Annotated in this window: 11 protein-coding genes and 1 riboswitch; of the genes, 7 read left to right on the forward strand and 4 right to left on the reverse strand. The window is 57.2% G+C overall.

All coding sequences use genetic code 11. From position 1 onward, the window contains the following. Position 1: 1 nt before the first annotated feature. Complete coding sequence (locus tag EJ361_RS01870) at positions 2 to 2,488, reverse strand: hypothetical protein (RefSeq protein WP_126243644.1); 2,487 nt, start codon at positions 2,486 to 2,488, stop codon at positions 2 to 4. Positions 2,489 to 2,642: 154 nt separating this feature from the next. Between EJ361_RS01870 and EJ361_RS01875 the strand changes: the two genes are divergently transcribed. Further along, on the forward strand, positions 2,643 to 4,412 hold the full coding sequence (locus EJ361_RS01875; protein WP_126243645.1) for a hybrid sensor histidine kinase/response regulator: 1,770 nt from the start codon (positions 2,643 to 2,645) through the stop codon (positions 4,410 to 4,412). Positions 4,413 to 4,508: 96 nt separating this feature from the next. Beyond that, positions 4,509 to 5,417 carry a UbiA family prenyltransferase gene (locus EJ361_RS01880; protein WP_126243646.1) on the forward strand — a complete coding sequence of 303 codons (909 nt, stop codon included), beginning with the start codon at positions 4,509 to 4,511 and terminating at the stop codon, positions 5,415 to 5,417. 6 nt (positions 5,418 to 5,423) lie between these two features. Here EJ361_RS01880 and EJ361_RS01885 read toward each other — a convergent pair whose 3' ends face one another. Then, positions 5,424 to 5,762 carry a DUF6496 domain-containing protein gene (locus EJ361_RS01885; RefSeq protein WP_126243647.1) on the reverse strand — a complete coding sequence of 113 codons (339 nt, stop codon included), beginning with the start codon at positions 5,760 to 5,762 and terminating at the stop codon, positions 5,424 to 5,426. Between the two features lie 82 nt (positions 5,763 to 5,844). On the opposite strand from EJ361_RS01885, the gene EJ361_RS01890 reads away from it, so the two are divergent. Continuing rightward, positions 5,845 to 6,276: a DUF2141 domain-containing protein gene (locus EJ361_RS01890; RefSeq protein WP_164714038.1), complete on the forward strand. Its 432-nt coding sequence runs from the start codon at positions 5,845 to 5,847 to the stop codon at positions 6,274 to 6,276. Positions 6,277 to 6,368: 92 nt separating this feature from the next. After that, a complete protein-coding gene (locus EJ361_RS01895) occupies positions 6,369 to 7,142 on the forward strand; it encodes a DUF2490 domain-containing protein (protein ID WP_126243649.1) in 774 nt (257 codons plus the stop codon). Between the two features lie 62 nt (positions 7,143 to 7,204). On the opposite strand, the gene EJ361_RS01900 is transcribed toward EJ361_RS01895, so the two are convergent. Next, on the reverse strand, positions 7,205 to 9,628 hold the full coding sequence (locus tag EJ361_RS01900; RefSeq protein WP_126243650.1) for a cation-translocating P-type ATPase: 2,424 nt from the start codon (positions 9,626 to 9,628) through the stop codon (positions 7,205 to 7,207). A gap of 84 nt (positions 9,629 to 9,712) precedes the next feature. Here EJ361_RS01900 and EJ361_RS01905 point away from each other — a divergent pair, with 84 nt between their 5' ends. Both EJ361_RS01905 and EJ361_RS01910 read left to right on the forward strand, forming a co-directional pair. Next, positions 9,713 to 10,756: an NAD(P)-dependent alcohol dehydrogenase gene (locus EJ361_RS01905; protein WP_126243651.1), complete on the forward strand. Its 1,044-nt coding sequence runs from the start codon at positions 9,713 to 9,715 to the stop codon at positions 10,754 to 10,756. Positions 10,757 to 10,904: 148 nt separating this feature from the next. After that, a complete protein-coding gene (locus EJ361_RS01910; protein WP_126243652.1) occupies positions 10,905 to 12,191 on the forward strand; it encodes an acetyl-CoA hydrolase/transferase family protein in 1,287 nt (428 codons plus the stop codon). A gap of 12 nt (positions 12,192 to 12,203) precedes the next feature. On the opposite strand, the gene EJ361_RS01915 is transcribed toward EJ361_RS01910, so the two are convergent. Beyond that, the gene (locus EJ361_RS01915; protein ID WP_164714039.1) at positions 12,204 to 13,040 is read right to left on the reverse strand and encodes an alpha/beta hydrolase; all 837 of its coding nucleotides are present in this window, start codon (positions 13,038 to 13,040) and stop codon (positions 12,204 to 12,206) included. 80 nt (positions 13,041 to 13,120) lie between these two features. Further along, a riboswitch (cobalamin riboswitch) is annotated at positions 13,121 to 13,322 on the forward strand. A gap of 173 nt (positions 13,323 to 13,495) precedes the next feature. Between EJ361_RS01915 and EJ361_RS01920 the strand changes: the two genes are divergently transcribed. After that, positions 13,496 to 14,812 (forward strand): DUF5074 domain-containing protein, encoded by a 1,317-nt coding sequence (locus tag EJ361_RS01920; RefSeq protein ID WP_164714040.1) that lies wholly within the window; start codon positions 13,496 to 13,498, stop codon positions 14,810 to 14,812. Positions 14,813 to 14,814 lie beyond the last annotated feature (2 nt).

A 14,814-nucleotide genomic window follows, 5' to 3' on the forward strand; every position in this document is an offset into this window, starting at 1 on the left:
ATCAGAATTGAAGATGAAGGGAAGCACCGTACCGGCGGGAAGAAGGCAGACGGAAATAATCGATCCCCGAAAACCCGGCCTGTCCATACAATTCCTGTCCCGGCGCGGCGCCGGAATAGGCTTGCCACAGGAACAGGTTTTCCGCGAACACGGATAACATGATTTTCCCTGGCTTGCCGTAGCGAAAAATGTCATAATTCAGCGCGATCCTCCGGAGATTGAGCCAGTCGTTCGGCTCGATGTAATCCTCCGCCACACCGCCCGGCCCGTAACGTACCCAGCGGTTGCGCTCCACTGGCTGCGACGGGTCGTAAAACCGGACGGGCTTTTCGTTCGGATGACCGGCAAGGTCTACACCTGGAAAAACATAATCGCGCACATTCCGCAATTGACCGGAGGTTTCCGAGCGGCCGTAGTAATCCAGCGCCGCGGCGGTGCCGTTCCAGACCTCGCCGCCTTTCTGCCATTCAAGCGTGGCTTCCAGTTTTAAAAACCGCCATTCGACGCCGTTGGTCAGCGACATCACGAAGTCCGGTTTGGCATTGGCGATCTTGCGTGTGCCCGGCCCGCGTAGCGGAAAGCCGTCCGGCCCGATGATCAGGCGGTTTTGCCCGTCGCGCATCCAGTATGTTCCGGCGATCGCGTCCATCGGATATCCTTCCGCGAATATTTTGAACACGTCCCGGAACCCTGCAACCGGAAGGTAATCGTTACCCGCGTAAGCTTTCGTGACCAGATGCTGCCAGGTGGAGAAAAGGAGGGAATGGCGGAAATGCATACCGGCACTGCTATAAACAAACTGCTCGTGGCGATATGATAATTCGACATCCAGTCCCTCGCGGATATGATCCCCGATCTGCCGCAATTCGAGACGGTCGCCGGCAGGCAGGGCCACCACATCACCTTCTGCCTGCCGCCTGAACAGGGACACACCGATCGTGAAATGCTGTTCGATGACAGCCTCCAGCCTTGCGCTCCATTCCGAATGCCGGATAGCCGGCTGCCCGTCGAAGGTTTGCACTTCAGCGCGGGGCATGGACCCAGCGGAAAAATAACTTTCGATGTTGAGGAAGTTCGCCGTGGCGAGGGATTCATCCAGCCTAAGCTCCGTTGCATCTTTACGGTAAGACAGCGATCCGGTGAACGAAACCCCATCAGGGTCCCATCTGCCATCCACCTTGAACCAGGGCAGCAGCGACGCCGGTTTTGAGAGGGTGTTCGACCGGTATGCGGTTACACCGGCGAACAGGCCTCCGTCCACATCATTGCCATCCACTTCCAGTTTGGTCGAAAGGGTAAGCCGGTGGCTGCTGCGCTGGTAGCCGTACCGCATCCCGGGATCGTTTCCCAGCAGGCCGATGGCCGTCTGATCATCGTTGAACACATAATCGGCATGCCCGAACAATTTCCATGCGCCCTCCTTAAATATCCGGTAATCGGCGGCCGACCGCAGTTGCCAGAGTCTGTCCTGCTGGGAACGACGGAGCGTGTAGCCGTTGGGGTAAATTCCGCTGCCGGGCTTGAATTGATAATTGATATCGTCTTCGGCGGTCCTGAGCGATGGTTCCGCCAATATCCGAAACCGGTCTGTTTTATATTGCGCAGAGAATTTGCCGGAGCGGTTGCGCGTTCGCGCGAACTGGCCGTTGTTGTTGAGCAGGAAGAAGGGATTATCTTTTTCCGTGCCGAAAGCCATGTTACCCGTTCCGTTCCGCAGGTCAAAGCTGGGCGGGGCGAGGAGCGATTGGGCGTATGCGTACTGCAGGAACCCGTTTCCGTTGGGATTGGAAAATTTTGTGGCGGAATAGGCGTAACCGGCATCCAGTTCCCAGGCTTTGCGGCTGAAAAGCAGCGAGGCGGCGAATTTCTCGCGGCGGTTGCGGTTGCTGAGGAGCGGGAGGGCTTCTTGCTGTTGTTCCGCCTCCACACGGAGCCCGGCGGAAGGCCCGTCGAACTGCGCCACCCGGCCTTCCAGGGTCAGCTGGTGGGAGGTTGAATGGCCGGTACGGAAAATGGAGTTGCGGTAGGCTGCGGCGGGGCGGCCGTTGCCCGTGCCGCTGGGCACGAGCCGGCCGCGGGGGTCGTAGGGATAGGACAGACCGTCGTATTCGAGGGAGGAAAGGGCGGGGCCGTAGCTGAAGATTTCCCCTGTTTCGGCGCCTTTCCATTGCAGGGAACCGTTGGAAGCGCGCCCCTGCGCCCAGGCGCTTTGCAGGGCGGGCAGTTGCCCGGCGCGTTGGAAGCCGGCGCCAAGCACGTAATTGCCGCGGAGGTAAAGCCGGGCGGACTTGAACCGGACGATTTCCACGGAGGTGTCTGTTTCGTGTACCCGGCGGATCAGGTTACCCGGGGTAATCACCAGGCGCCGCCATTCGGGAAGGGAAAGGCGTTGGGCCAGGGAATCGGTCCGGATCAGCCGGAGGTATTCGGGCGTGGGTACCTGGGCAGAGGCCAGGGCCGGGAGCAGCAGCAAAAACAGGGCGCGCATGGTCAGGGAGTTTGCTTTTGGTTGTACGCTTCGGATGCAGCGATTTCCCCGATTCCATAAAGCGGTCGAAAAAAATTGTATCTTGGACGGAATTACTGTTACTACAACTGATTACTGGCATTAGCGAGACACAGCTGATCAATTACCCGCATGCATGGAAACTAGGATCCCTGGCCGACGATCCCTACTGAAGGATATCCTGCAACGCTGGATCCACACCGGCACCGCCGGTGTCGAAAATCCCCGTGTTCGCCGTGGCATCGTCATCATCAACACGCTTTCGCTGCTGACGGCTTTCCTCATCGCCGTAGTGGCGTCGCTTTTATATTGGTTTACCGGTTCGCTTCTCATTCTCGTCCCCGCCGCCATCGAATGCGCGTGCTGGATAGGCGTTATTTATCTCAATCATAGCAAACGGCATTCCCTCGCCAACCTGGCTACGCTCGTCATCCACTGCACGTTCGCGGTCTATTTCGGGTCGATCCTCGGCAACGCCATGCCCATCGAGATGATCACGGCGTTTTTGCTGACCTTTCTCATCGGTGCGTCTTTCATCGTCTTCAAGCATAAAACCCTCCGCCTCATCACCTTGCTGGCCGCCCTCACGCTCCTGTTAGCGGTGGAAGCCAATCACTTCTTTCAGATCGTGACGCCCGTTTACGTGGTGCCCGCCAACATGCCCATCATAAAAATGGCCTGCTGGGCCGGGATGCTCGCGCTCATGGGGTACGTGACCTATTTCCTCATCCGCCAGAACGATATGTTCCTCCGCGAGAACGAAGCCCTGTTGCAGGCGCTGCAAGAGGCCGATGCGGCAAAAACGAAATTCCTCCGGGAAACGAGCCACGAAATCCGCACGCCGCTCAACGCCGTATTCGGGATCGCGCAGCTGCTGAATGAAAGGAAGATGCAGATCGGCGACCCGGCCCTCCGGGAAGAGATCGGCTATCTGTATGCCGCCAGCTACCTTTCCCGCGAGATCATCAATAACGTGCTCGACCTCGCCAAAATCGAAGCCGGGATGCTCGACGAGCCCCATCCCGCGCCGCTCCGGCTCCGCGAAAGCCTCGAAGCCAGCGTGGCCATCAACCGGTACGTCGCCAATACGCGCAACGTGCGCATCCAGCTGCGGATCGATCCCCAATTGCCGGAATGGGTGCTGACCGACCGAATCTTCCTGGCCAAGATCGTCAACAACTTACTGTCCAACGCCGTGAAATTCGCGCCCGCCGGCTCGCTGGTGGAAGTGGAAATGACCCGGCAGGATGGCAGATTGACGGGAACGGTGCGCAACGACGGCACCATCCGCGCCGACAAGCTCGCCAGCATGTTCCAGCCGTTTGTGGCGGAACGGAACGGCGAAGTGGAAGGCACGGGCCTGGGCTTGCAGATCACCCGCCAGCTCACCGAGCGGCTGGGCGGACAGGTGTCTGCCGAAAACCAGCTCGGACAAACCGTTTTCAAGTTTTACCTGCCGCTCGCCGCCGCCGAAGTGCCCGCGGAACATGCAGCACCCGTGCCGCGCGCTGCACGGTTCGACGGCTATACCGTGCTCGTAGTGGAAGACGACCTCATCAGCCGGCACGTGCTCCAGCGCTATCTTTCCGACGCCGGCGCCGTGGCGCTCATGGCCGAAAGCGGGGAAGAGGGCCTTCACATGCTGGAAGTCACAATCCCCGATCTCGTGATTTCCGACAGCCATCTGCCCGGCATCCAGGGTGCGGAACTGCTGGAGCATATCCGCCACCAGCCGGCGTTGCGCCATCTGCCGGTGATCATATCCTCCGGCGATGCGTTCAACGAAGCCCGGGAAAGCATGCTGCGCCTGGGCGCGAGCGACTACCTCGTCAAACCGTTCCTGTATTCCGACCTCCAATCCCTCCTCGAAAAACATCTGCCGGTCCGCCGCGCGCAAATCGTGTAGTAGCGCCGTATTTAGCGATAACACAATGATTTGCTGTCGAAATGTGCTAATTTTAGTGATACAAGAATTCTCCACCTTCCTATCACTGATAAAAGTATGTTTTACCTATGCAAATCGGCGGTTACCGCCTCCATGCGCGAATTGTACCTGATCTGGCGCTTTATCAACAATGATATCTGGGACACCGTGATCCCCTGCATGATCACATTCATCGCCGCCTGGGTGTACGTGGGCCGGCCGATGTCCGAGTTCCCGCAGTATTTCTTCTATTCGGCGGTCTACACACTGCTGTATATCCTCACTTTCTGCATCGCCAACCAGGTGAATTCCGTGGAAGAAGACCGCATCAACAAGCCCGACAGGCCCCTCGTCCAGGGCCTGGTCACGGAATCCGAGACACGCCGCAGGCTGATGGTCTATAACATCCTCTTCCTCGTGGTGGCTGCGTTCCTTCACGTGCTGCCGCTGGCCGCCGCCTGGATGGTGGTGACGCAGATGCTTTGCAAATGGGGATGCAGTAACCACTGGTTCACCAAAAACGTGGTTTGCATTTCGCTGGGAACGGTTACCCTGCTGGCGGCGGAATGGAGCATCGTGGGCGAAGTGAGCGCCAAAGCCTGGTGGTTCATCATCACCATCAGCCTCTGGGCCGGGTTCGGACTGCCGGTGCAGGACATGCGTGATCAGACCGGTGATGCCATCATGGGCCGCAAAACGCTGCCCCTGGCCGTGGGCGACAAAATGGCCCGGGTACTTCTCAGCGCGTGGTTCCTCGTGGGCTCGCCGTTGCTATATTTCTGTATTTTCCGGTCGCAGGCGTCGTGGGGCGAGATAAGCGGGAGCCGGGTGCTGACGGGCATCCTCATCGCGCAAACCCTTTGGCACTGGGGGATCGCGCTGCGGCTGTGGCTATACAAAACACCAAAGGCCGATGACCAAACCTACCACTGGTTCGTGTACCTATTCATCGTGACCATTCCCATGATCTGCCTGTTCCCGCACTGACGACAATCAATGGGCGCCGCTTTTGGCGGCCGATTTCCTTTTGGTGGATGATGTAGGCGCGGACTTTTTAGCCGGTCCTTTCTTCGGGCCCGGCTTCGATACCGCCTTTTTGGCCGCCGTTTTCCTTGTGCCGGATGTTGCGGTGGATTTCGTGGCAGCTTTTTTAGCCTTGGCTTTTTCCGGCACTTTCCCGCCGGCCTCTCTCGCTTCGCTCAAACCGATGGCGATGGCCTGTTTCGGGTTGGTCACCTTTTTGCCGCTCCGGCCGCTTTTCAGCTTGCCTTCCTTCATCTCCTGCATGGCTTTTTCCACCTTCTCCTGGCTTTTCTTTCCATACTTTGCCATATATTTGATTTTAACGGAAACGCTTCAAAAGACAGGCCATCCATCGTGGCACATCTTTTTCTCTACCACCCAAAACTTACGTATGACCCGGAAAAGCCACCTTATCTTCCTTACCGCATTCCTGTTGATTTCCACAGGCGTTTCGGCACAGGCAACGTATAAAATCAAGCTCACCAATCTGGAAAACAAAAAGGGCGATGTCTATATCGGATGGTACACCAACCCGTCAGACTTTATGAAACCGAAAAAGGCCACCATCGCGAAGATCGTTCCGGTGAACGGGGTCGGGCAGGTGATCGTTTCCTTCAACAGGGTACCCGCCGGCAAGTATGCCATCAGCGCATTCCTGGACGAGAACGGCGACAAGGACCTCAACCTGGGTTTCTTCGGAAAGCCTACCGAGAAATACGGATTTTCCAATGAAATACGGCCGACCATGCGCCCGGCTTTTTTCAGTGAAGCGGCGTTTGACGTGAACGGAAAGGACGGGGAAATGACGATCGAGCTGAAATAGCACACTGTGGAAGGAATGCCCCGTTCCGCGCAGGAACGCCGCAACCAATCGGGCTGAATGGTTGTTGTATTGGGTAAACCTCGTTTTCCTTTATGCGATTCGCCGCTTCCGGGCTAATGGTCCTTTTCTCTTCCCTCGCAGCCGCGCAAACTCCCGTCAAACAAATCACGGACAACCAGCACGTTTGGCTATCCGTGAACTCCACCATGCGTTTCAGCGAACGCTGGGGCGCTATCGCCGATCTCCACGTCAGGCGCACCCACTACATCGCCGATCCCAGCTTTTACTTCGTGCGTGGCGGCGCCAGTTACTGGCTCGCCGATAACCTTTCGCTGGTAGCGGGTTACGGGCATATGTGGCTCGCGTCGGCCGTCAATGGAAAAACGGCGTTCGCGGATGAGAACCGCATTTACCAGCAGATCATTTACAATAGCCGTATCGGGAAAGTCAGCGTGCTCAACCGCCTCCGCAACGAACAGCGCTGGCGCGAAACCCTGGACAACGGCAAATCCACGGGCGATTTCGCATTCTCCAACCGGCTCCGGTACCTCATCAGCCTCGGTATCCCCGTCGTGAAAAACCCCAAATACCCGCAGATCAGCATCGCCAATGAAGTAGCCGTTCAATTCGGGAAACCGGTCGTTTACAATACGTTCGACCAGATCCGGCTGTTCGGCGGCATCCGCCAGGGTTTCGGCAGGGGATGGTCTTACGACCTCGGCTATATGCTTCTGTACCAGCAGGGCGCCGGCGGTAATTCCTATTCCCGCAACCATACCATTCGCCTGTTCTTCTACTACACCGTCGATACGCGCCGCAAGCCTGCAGCCATCAAGGAAACGCCGCATCATTTCGAAGATGAGTGATCCTTTTTGACAGCTGCTATTCCTGCAAACTCCATGATCCTTTTCCTTAATCCGGCCCCCGGTCAACCCGTTTTTTTCGGGCCGCGGATGGCTTTGTAGGCTTCGAACCATACCACGCTTGCGAACGATACCCCCAGGCACAGGAACCCGTCTTGCAGCGGGATGCGCGTCATCCCGAAAAGCACGCGCACGGCCGGTACAAAATGAATGATGCACAGGAAAAGGATGGACGCCCCCAGCACCAGGGGCACCAGGTTATTCCTATACCTGACCGTATGGAAGAAATGTTCCGAAAACGACCGGTCGGCAAAAGTGAGAAAGATATTGGCCATCACCAGCGTCGTAAACACGACCGTCCGTGTTTCCTCCAGCGAATGGGAAGGCATATAATAACGATACAACCCCAACACGCCCGCCGCGATGGCCAGGCCCTGTGCAACACTGACCCACAGCTCGTTCCCGCGGAACAGGCTCATGTTGCTCCCGCGAGACGGGCGTTCCATCAGGTTCTCTTCCGCCGGCTCCCTTTCGTAAAAGATCGAGCAGGTGGGCCCCATGATCAGTTCCAGGAAAATAACATGAATGGGCGTGAAAATATTCGGGTAGGCCCAGCCCAGCAACAGTGGCAACGTAGCGGTGAAGATGATGGGGATGTGGATGGAAATGATGTACCGGATGGCTTTCCGCAGGTTGGTAAAGATCTTTCGGCCCTGTTGGATGGCGATGAGGATCCGGTCGAGGTTATCGTCGGTAATAACGAGGTCTGCCGCCATCCGCGCGATGTCCGCACCCTTTTTGCCCATGGCGATGCCGATATGCGCCGTTTTGAGCGCCGGCCCGTCGTTAACGCCGTCGCCGGTCATGGCCGTAATGTCGCCGATGGATTTGAGGGCTTCCACCACTTTCACCTTCGCGTCGGGGAACATGCGGACGAACAGGTTTACCGTCTTTACTTTTTCCTTCAGTTCCGCTTCCGTCATCGCCATCACCGACTCCCCCGACTCCGCATGGTCCAGGTTCCGGATCCCTACTTCCGAAGCGATGTAGCGCGCGGTAGCGAGGTAATCTCCCGTGATCAGCTTGACGTCGATCCCCGCGGCATACAGCGCCCCGATTACCTCCCGGGCGTTTTTGCGCGGAGGGTCCTGCAGGCTCACCAGTCCTTCGAACCGCCAGTCAAACCCGTCCTGCTCCTCCGGGAACGCGCCACCGGCATGGATCGCGCTGGCTACACCCAGCACCCTGAACCCTTTGGCCGCCATTCCGTCTGCATACGCCGTAACTTCGGCGGCCCTGGCCGCATTCAGTTTGCAGACCCGCACGATGCGCTCCACGGCGCCTTTGGCAGTGGCGGTGATAACACCGTCGAGGTTGTAGACATGCGTCATCATCGGCGGATGGCCGCCCAGTGGATATTCGTGCACCATATCCGGCAGGGGCTTTCCCCAGCGGTCGAGGATCGCTTTTTCCATACTGTCGAACGGGTGCTTTTCGCTGGCGAGGGCTGCGAATTGCAGGGCGTTTTCGCCGTACACGTCCGCCACGCGCATGACGTTTTCGGTGATGGTGCCGGTTTTATCCAGGCAAAGCACATTCACGGCGCCGAGGTTTTCTATCACCTGCGGCTGGCGCGGAATGATGCCGCGTCGGCTCATGTAAAGGGCGCCCAGCGCCATGAACGACGAAAACGCCACGGGGATTTCTTCCGGGATGGCGGCCATGGCGAGCGTCAGGCCCATGAGGAGGCTTTCTGCCCAGGAGTTCGTCTGGATATAATTCAGTACACAAACCAGCACAAACGCCAGGAACCCGAAAATCGCCAGGCGCTTCACATACCGCCAGGTTTGCCGCTGGATGATGGTTTCGGGATTGGAAGTTTCACTGACCTTTATGCCCAGTTTGCCCAGCTCGGTTGCATTGCCCGTGGCGGTCACCTTCGCCACGGCCTGCCCCGTATTCACCTGCGTGCCCCTGAAAACGGACTGGTCGGCCACCCTCGCCGCCGGCATCGATTCCCCCGTAATTACGGATTCATTCACGGAAAAGTCGTTGGCCAGCAGCAGCGTAGCATCTGCCGGCACGAGGTCGCCCTCGCTGAGCACGAGGATATCGCCCGGCACGATGTTTTCCGTATCCGTTTCCTGCAACTTCCCGTCCCGCAACACACGCGCACGGGGAGCGGTAAACGCCTGCAGCGCCTTCATGGCCTTGTTGCTGCGGGCTTCCTCGAAAAACTCGATGGCAGACACGAGCAATATCGCGGCAAGCATGAGCAATCCTTCGGAAACACTTCCCAGTATAAAATACAACAGGCAGGCTGTGAGGAGCAGCAGGAACATGGGCTCGCGGACCATATTCCAGATGATCAACAAAAACCGCGGCACCTGCTTCACGCGGAAAACGTTCTTTCCATATTGCCGGAGCCTTGATTCCGCTTCCGTGGCCGAAAGTCCGGTAAACTGATCTGTCTGAGGCGTCTGTTTCATCGATTTGATATTTCTTTACCTTTAACCGCGCTACTTCAACAATCCTGTTGAGCACATTGTTACCTTAAAGCTAATCCAAATATTATGACAACAGTAAAAGCTTATGCCGCGCAAGACGGAAAATCTGCCGTAGCTCCCTGGTCGTTCGAACGCCGCGATCCCGGTCCGCACGACGTGGCGTTCGATATCCTCTATTGCGGCGTGTGCCATTCCGACCTTCACCAGATCCGCGACGAGTGGGGCAATTCCATTTACCCCATGGTGCCCGGGCATGAAATCGTAGGCCGTGTGACCCGTACAGGCGATAAGGTAACGAAATTCAAACCGGGAGACCTGGCCGCGGTAGGTTGCCTGGTCGACAGTTGCCGCACATGTTCGAACTGTATCGACGGGAACGAACAATATTGCGAAAACGGCTCTTCCGGCACGTATAATTCCTACGAACAGGACCATAAAACACCTACCTATGGCGGATATTCCAACATGATCGTGACAGACGAGGCTTTTGTGCTGAAAGTGTCTGACAAGCTGCCGCTGGCCAATGTGGCGCCGCTCCTCTGCGCCGGCATTACGACTTATTCGCCGCTACGCCACTGGAAAGTAGGTAAAGGGCACAAAGTGGCGGTGATGGGGCTCGGCGGATTGGGGCACATGGCCGTGAAATTCGCCGCGGCATTCGGGGCGGAAGTGACGATGCTCAGCACCAGCCCGAAGAAAGAAGCCGACGCCAGGGCGCTCGGGGCGCATCAGTTCGTGCTCACGACCGATAAGGCCCAGCTGAAATCCGTCCGTAAATATTTCGATTACATCATCGATACCGTTTCTGCGCCGCATGATTATAATATGGCCCAAAGCCTCCTGCGGACGAACGGGGTGCAGATTTGCGTGGGCGTACCGCCGACGCCGATGGAGATAGCCGGGTTCAGCCTGATCGGGAACCGCCGCAGCATCGCGGGGTCCATGATCGGGGGGATCGCGGAAACGCAGGAAATGCTGGATTTTTGCGCGGAACATAATATCGTGTCCGACGTGGAAGTCATCAATATGAATTATATCAACGAAGCCTACGAGCGCATGCTGAAAGGCGATGTCCGGTACCGGTTCGTGATCGATATGGCTACGCTGTAAAATGGTAACAGGCAGCCCGGTGGCGCTTTCGGCAGACCGGGCTGTTTTTTGTCAGGTCTCCCCATGATCCCGGAACGGTTTCTGGCGATGGGGATCATTGCGCCGGGGGCCTTCGTCCGGTAATTTTGTTCAAAACCGCAACCCATTCATGGAATTACGATACATAGACGCCGCCACCGCAGTGGCCAATATTCAATCCGGACAACGCGTATTCGTACATGGCAGCGCCGCCACCCCGGCACTGCTCGTACAGGCATTGCAAAACCGCGCGGAAGTACTCAAAGATGTAGAACTGGTCAGCATCACCACGCTCGGCAACGTGAATTTCGACCAGCCCGCCTGCAGGAAAGCCTTCTTCTTCAATTCCCTGTTCGTGTCGGCCGCTACGCGCGCTGTTTCCAACAGCGAGTCGGGCGATTACGTGCCCATCTTCCTCAGCGAGATCCCCCAACTTTTCTACCGCAACATTCTCCCGCTGGATGCGGCATTCATACAGGTTTCCCCGCCGGATGCTCATGGATACGTGAGCCTCGGCACGTCGGTAGACATTGCCCGCGCGGCAGTGGATACGGCGAAATACGTAGTGGCGCAGGTGAACCCGAATATGCCGCGCACGCATGGCGACGGGTTCATCCACATCAGCCGGATCCATGCGATGGTGTGGCATGAAGCCCCGCTGCCGGTGGTCGACTATTCATCCGGGGCAACGCCGGCGGTGGAAGCGATCGGGAGACATGTGGCGGCGCTCATCGAAAACGGCGCCACCCTGCAATTGGGCATCGGCACCATTCCCGATATGGTGCTGCACAACCTGACGGGCCACAAAGACCTTGGCTTGCATACCGAAATGATGTCAGACGGCGTGATCCCGCTCATCGAAAGCGGCGTCATCAATAACACACGGAAAAAGATCAATGCCGGGAAGTCCGTCACGGCGTTCATGACGGGGACGGAAAAGCTGTACAAATTCGTGCACGACAATCCTTCCATCCGCGTCATGGACATCAGTTACGTGAACGATACTTCCGTCATCCGCCGGAACCCCAAGGTGGCGGCGGTGAACAGCGCCATCGAAATAGACCTTACCGGGCAGGTGTGCTCAGATTCCATCGGCACTTACCAGTACTCCGGGATCGGGGGGCAGATGGATTTTATCCGCGGCGCATCGCTATCGGAAGGGGGCAAGCCCATTATCGCCCTGCCGTCTGTCACCAGCAAGGGGATTTCCCGGATTACGCCATTCCTCAAGGAAGGCGCGGGCGTGGTGACGACCCGCGGGCACATCCATTGGGTGGTGACGGAATACGGATCGGCGGATCTTTTCGGGAAGAACCTGAAACAACGCGCCAGGGCGCTCATCGGCATCGCGCACCCGGACCACCGGGAGACGCTGGAGCGTGCGTATTTCGACCGGTTCCTGAAAGGGAAGGGGTGATCCAGGCATGTTTTAATCCAACGGGTGTAACTGCACGGCGCTGAGCCAGCCCGCCATGAACTGGAAGATTTCCGGGCGCTGGGGCTCGTTGTGCATCTCGTGGTAAAGGCCGTTCCATTCTTTATAGGTAATGAGTTTTTTCGGGGCCTTGTCCGCGAACAGGCGCGAACCATCTACGCTCGTGAAGCTATCGGCATTTCCGTGCATGAGCAGTGAGGGAATTTGAAGGCGGCCGGCATGACGGAGGCACCACAATCCATTGCTCACCAAAATATGCAGGAGGCGCAAACTGGCGAACGGGTGGCGCAGCGGATCGTTCTCGAACTTCGCTACTTCATTCGCATCGTGTGATATCTTTTGGATATCGAGCGGTGTTTTGACGCGGAGATGGGGCAGGAGCGATGCGCCGGTTTTCAAAATACCTCTCAGCAATGCATTGGGCTTTTGCGGGAGGAGGAGCGCGGGTGCGGAGATGACGGCGGCTTGCACGTCGGGCTGGCGATGGAGGAGCAGGCCCGTCAACAGCCCGCCGCCCATGGAATGCCCGTAAAGCACCATGGGCGCGGGGTGCGCATCCCAGGTAAATTGCAGGAACGCTTCCAGGTAATCGAAAATTTCTTCCAGCTTCAGCGTATCGCCGCGCTTGCCGTCACTTTTGCCGTGGCCGAAATGATCGATCCCCGTTACCAGGTACCCTTCCTTATTGAAAAATTCCGCCAGCGGCGCGTAGCGCTCCACGTGCTCGCCGATGCCATGGATCACGGCCATCACACGGTCGTAATGTTCCGGCTGCCACGTTATGCCGTGGAACCGCCGGCCGTTGAATTCCCAGGTGAAATCATGTTGCATATGCTTTATTAACGGGCAATAGGCAAATTTGTTGGACGCCCCGATGATACGAATCATTTGTTTTATTCCCACCAACACCGTAGGTTTGCATCGCATTTGGTTGCAGACCCCTCACCAGGGGCGCGCATTAAAAGGGAATCCGGTGCAAAACCGGAGCTATCCCCGTAGCTGTAATCCTGCATTCGTTTTTACCGGCATCACTGCATGCCACTTTCCAAAAGAAGGGAAGGCTAGCCGGTAAAGCAGGAGAGCCAGAAGACCTGCCTCATGTATTTACCATTCAACGCTTTCGGGTGAAAAGCCAGGGATGTAAAGCCTTTTACCAGGTATTTATATTCTTATTCGTATAACCCTCCATGCGCGTTGGGATCGTCCCGCGTCATACACTTGCAAACTTATTTGCGGGCATGATGCGTGCTTCCCGGATGGTTGTTTCAAAACAAATAAACCAACATATGAAACAACACGTACGCATGCTGCTCGGCCTCGCCTTCCTGGCTACCGTAGCCGCCTGTAACAAATCGGACGACGTAAGGCCCTCCGGCCCCAAAATCCATATCGCCAAGCCGGAACAAACCATCGCCGTAGGCCAGGAGCTCGAGCTGAAGCCCGAGATCACGCAGGACGCGGGGATCGCCTTCCGCTGGACCCTCAACGGCGAACCCGTTGGCGATAAAGCCACCTACACCTTCAAACCCCGCGCGCACGGCGATTATAAAATCACTTTCGCCGCCTCCACACCCAACGGTAAAGACTCCGCAGTATACAACATCACCGTGCTCGGGCAATACGCCAACGGCGTGCTCGTCCTCAACGAAGGCTGGTTCGGTACCCAAACTGGCAGCGTCTGGTTCTACAAATACGGCGCGGATACGCTCGTGCCCACGGTGTATGCGGCCATGAATCCCGGCAGGCAACTTGGCGGCCTCATGAACACCCTCCAATACGGCGCCATTCATAACGGCAAATTGTACCTGGTCGTGAAAGCCGGCGGACCGCTGGTGGTGACAGACGCTTCCACGCTCGTGGAAACCGGTCGCGTGGAGAACGCCGCTTCCGGGAAAGCGATGTCTTTCGTCGGGCTCGACGCAACGCGGGGCCTCATCGGGGCAGACGACGGTATTTATCCCGTCAACCTCACTTCCCTGGCCATCGGCAGCAAAATCACCGGCGTATCGGGTGCCATCGGCAATATGGTGAAATCCGGGAACTACGTGTTCGCCCATAGCAATAACGACGGCATGATCGTGCTCAATGCTACTACATATGCCGTGGTAGACAAGCCTTTCAAGGCCACGGTAGGTTTTGTGACGGGAAAGAACGGGCGGATCTACGGCGCGAAGGATTCCCTGCTCATGTCTGTCCACCCCACCACTTTCGCAAAAGATTCCGTGAAAATGCCGTTCGCTTCGGTGAACCCTTTCGGCGCGTGGAGAAGCGTGCAGATGGCGTCGTCTACCGTCAACGACCACATCTTCATCATCCAACCCGCCGCCAACTGGCAATATGGCACCAAATTATACCGCTATATAGTGGGCAACGCCGCATCGCTGGCCACGCCGTTCATCACGCTGCCGGCCGGTCAATATTTCTACGGTTCCGGCGTGAATTACGACCATCATACCGACGAGCTCGTGATCACGACGATCAACGGGCCGTATACCGGCAGCGAGAACCGCGTGCTGTTCTACAACGCACAAACCGGCGCGCTGAAGAAAACGATCCGATATGACGGATGGTACTTCCCTGCCATGACCGTTATTCAACCATAACC

Source organism: Chitinophaga rhizosphaerae (assembly GCF_003958645.1).
GTDB classification, from domain to species: Bacteria; Bacteroidota; Bacteroidia; order Chitinophagales; family Chitinophagaceae; genus Chitinophaga; species Chitinophaga rhizosphaerae.

Excerpts from the sequence above, each read along its gene's own strand:
- EJ361_RS01870 (WP_126243644.1), bottom strand. The coding sequence starts at position 2,488 with ATGCGCGCCCTGTTTTTGCTGCTGCTCCCGGCCCTGGCCTCTGCCCAG.
- EJ361_RS01875 (WP_126243645.1), top strand. The coding sequence starts at position 2,643 with ATGGAAACTAGGATCCCTGGCCGACGATCCCTACTGAAGGATATCCTG.
- EJ361_RS01880 (WP_126243646.1), top strand. The coding sequence starts at position 4,509 with ATGTTTTACCTATGCAAATCGGCGGTTACCGCCTCCATGCGCGAATTG.
- EJ361_RS01885 (WP_126243647.1), bottom strand. The coding sequence starts at position 5,762 with ATGGCAAAGTATGGAAAGAAAAGCCAGGAGAAGGTGGAAAAAGCCATG.
- EJ361_RS01890 (WP_164714038.1), top strand. The coding sequence starts at position 5,845 with ATGACCCGGAAAAGCCACCTTATCTTCCTTACCGCATTCCTGTTGATT.
- EJ361_RS01895 (WP_126243649.1), top strand. The coding sequence starts at position 6,369 with ATGCGATTCGCCGCTTCCGGGCTAATGGTCCTTTTCTCTTCCCTCGCA.
- EJ361_RS01900 (WP_126243650.1), bottom strand. The coding sequence starts at position 9,628 with ATGAAACAGACGCCTCAGACAGATCAGTTTACCGGACTTTCGGCCACG.
- EJ361_RS01905 (WP_126243651.1), top strand. The coding sequence starts at position 9,713 with ATGACAACAGTAAAAGCTTATGCCGCGCAAGACGGAAAATCTGCCGTA.
- EJ361_RS01910 (WP_126243652.1), top strand. The coding sequence starts at position 10,905 with ATGGAATTACGATACATAGACGCCGCCACCGCAGTGGCCAATATTCAA.
- EJ361_RS01915 (WP_164714039.1), bottom strand. The coding sequence starts at position 13,040 with ATGCAACATGATTTCACCTGGGAATTCAACGGCCGGCGGTTCCACGGC.
- EJ361_RS01920 (WP_164714040.1), top strand. The coding sequence starts at position 13,496 with ATGAAACAACACGTACGCATGCTGCTCGGCCTCGCCTTCCTGGCTACC.